This window comes from Micromonospora globispora, assembly GCF_003857015.1.
In the GTDB taxonomy this organism is placed as follows: domain Bacteria; phylum Actinomycetota; class Actinomycetes; order Mycobacteriales; family Micromonosporaceae; genus Micromonospora; species Micromonospora globispora.
Genome location: NZ_QGGF01000554.1, coordinates 1 through 2374, shown reverse-complemented (window position 1 = coordinate 2374; position 2374 = coordinate 1). Strand labels below are relative to the sequence as shown.

At 69.5% G+C, this 2374-nt stretch carries 1 protein-coding gene and 2 pseudogenes; 1 reads left to right on the top strand and 2 read right to left on the bottom strand.

What is annotated here, in order from left to right; genetic code table 11:
* Positions 1-183, top strand: a pseudogene (locus DKL51_RS36765) (Holliday junction branch migration protein RuvA); the annotation flags it as partial.
* Here the strand turns inward: DKL51_RS36765 and secF are convergent.
* Positions 114-1034: pseudogene (gene secF, locus DKL51_RS28715) on the bottom strand (protein translocase subunit SecF); the annotation flags it as partial. The pseudogenes DKL51_RS36765 and secF sit on opposite strands and share 70 nt — an antisense overlap.
* 1 nt (position 1035) lies before the next feature.
* The coding region (secD, locus tag DKL51_RS28710; protein ID WP_124812760.1) for a protein translocase subunit SecD at positions 1036-2374 on the bottom strand (1339 nt) is incomplete at its 5' end.

Below are 2374 nucleotides of genomic sequence, written 5' to 3'. Positions count from 1 at the left end.
TGCCGGTCAGGCCGGCCCGCTCGGCTCGCCACCAGCCTGGTGGTCCGGGAGGACTCGCTCACCCTCTACGGCTTCGCCGACGACGACGCCAAGCAGCTCTTCGAGCTGCTCCAGACCAGCAGCGGGGTGGCCAGCAGGATCGAGGTCAGGAACGCCACCGCCATACCGACGAAGAGCACCAGGCCCAGGTCCTTCAGGGTGCCCGCGCCGAGCAGGCCGGCGCCGATGAAGAGCAGACCGCCGACCGGGAGCAGGGCGACCACCGAGGTGTTCAGCGACCGCATCAGGCTCTGGTTCAGCGCCAGGTTGGCCGCCTCGCCGTACGTCAGGTTGTTGTTGGCGGTGATTCCCCGGGTGTTCTCCTGGACCTTGTCGAAGACCACGACCACGTCGTAGAGCGCGAAGCCCAGGATGGTGAGGAAGCCGATGATCGTCGACGGGGTGACCTCGAAGCCGACCAGCGAGTAGATGCCGGCGGTGAGGATCAGGTTCATGAACAGCGAGGAGATCGCGGCGACGGCCATCCGCCACTCGAAGCGCAGGATCAGGTAGATCGACACCACCGCGATGAAGATCAGCAGACCGAGCAACGCGCGCTCGGTGACCTGCGCGCCCCACGCCTCGGAGACCTGGTCGCCGCTGATCTGGCTCGGCTGGATGTTGAACGTCCTGGCGATCTCACCCTTGACCGCGTTGGCCTGCTCCGGGCTGAGCTGCGTGGTGCGCATCTCGTAGAAGTCGCCGCCGGCACCGCCGACCTTCTGCGCGGTGACCACCTCGGCGCCGCCGCCGGCGGTCTTGAGGGCGTCGTTGACCTTCGCCTCGGTGCCGTCGAGCGTGCCGACGCTGGCCGGCACCTGGAACGAGTTGCCACCGGCGAACTCGATGCCGAGGCTGAAGCCCCGCACCGCGAAGCTCAGCACCGCGACCAGCACCAGCGCGGCGGCGACGCCGAACCACAGCTTGCGCCGGCCGACGATGTTGAGATCGGCCTCGCCCCGGTAGAGCCGGGACGCCAGACCACTCTTAGCCATCTCAGGCCTCCTTGACGCGCGGGTTGCGGGCGGCGGCCTGCTCGGCCGACCGGGCCGGCAGGGCCCGACCGAGACCGCTGACGCGCGGGGACAGGAACGCCCGGGTGCGGGCGAACATCGTCATGATCGGGTGACGGAAGAGGAAGACGACCACCAGGTCGAGCACGGTGGCCAGGCCGAGGGCGAAGGCGAAGCCCTTCACCGTGCCGACCGAGACGATGTAGAGCACCACGGCGGACATCAGCGTGATGGCGTTCGCCGAGATGATCGTCCGGCGGGCCCGGACCCAGGCCCGCGGCACCGCGCTGCGCGGGCTGCGGCCCTCCCGGATCTCGTCCTTGAGCCGCTCGAAGTAGATGACGAACGAGTCCGCCGCCACACCGAGTGACACGATCATGCCGGCGATGCCGGCGAGGGTGAGGGTGAAGCCGATCTGCCGGCCGAGCACCACCAGCGAGCCGAAGACCAGCAGCGCGGAGAGCACCAGGCTCAGGAAGATCACCGAGCCGAGCAGCCGGTAGTAGAAGAACGAGTAGATGATGACCAGCAGCATGCCGATGCCCGCGGCGAGCAGACCGGCCCGCAGCTGGCTGTCGCCGAGCGTCGCGGTGACGTTCTGCTGGGTCTGCGGCACGAACGTCACCGGCAGCGCGCCGTAGCGCAGCTGGCTGGCCAGCGCGTTGGCGGACTTGTTGTCGAAGCTGCCGGTGATCTGCGAATCACCGGTGAGCACGCCCTGGATCTCCGGCGAGGAGACGATCTGGTTGTCCAGGACGACCGCGACCCGGCACTTGCCGTCCTGGCCGAGCGCGGTCTGGTCGCAGGCCTGGCCCGCGTTGGTGAACGCCTCGCGGGTCAGGTTGGTCCACCGCTCCTGGCCCTTGCCGGTGAACTTCAGGCTGACCACCCAGGAGCTGGTCTGGTCGAGCACCGCGTTGGCGTCGCTGACGTCGGTACCGACCACCTTCGCGACGTCCAGCAGGTACTTCGCTCCGGCCTCGCAGGCGACCGCCTGCTGCTTCTCGTCCTTGATCGACGCCGGCGGCCGCTTGTCGAGCTGGGCGCAGGTGATGGTCGGGACGTTGAACTGCATGTCGACCGGGAGCACCGCGATCTCCGCCGGGGAGAGCGTGCCGAACGGCTTGAGCTTCTCCGCCAGCGACGGGTCGGCGCTGACGTCGGCCGGGGCCTTCAGCGCGGTCGCCGCGGACCAGGCGGCTGCGCCGACCTTCTGCTCGACGGCCTTGCGCTGCTGCTCGACGCTCTGCGGCACCGGGGCGGCGCTGGCGCTCGGCGAAGGCGCGGCGGCGCCGCCCCGGTGCCGCAGAGCGTCGAGCAGC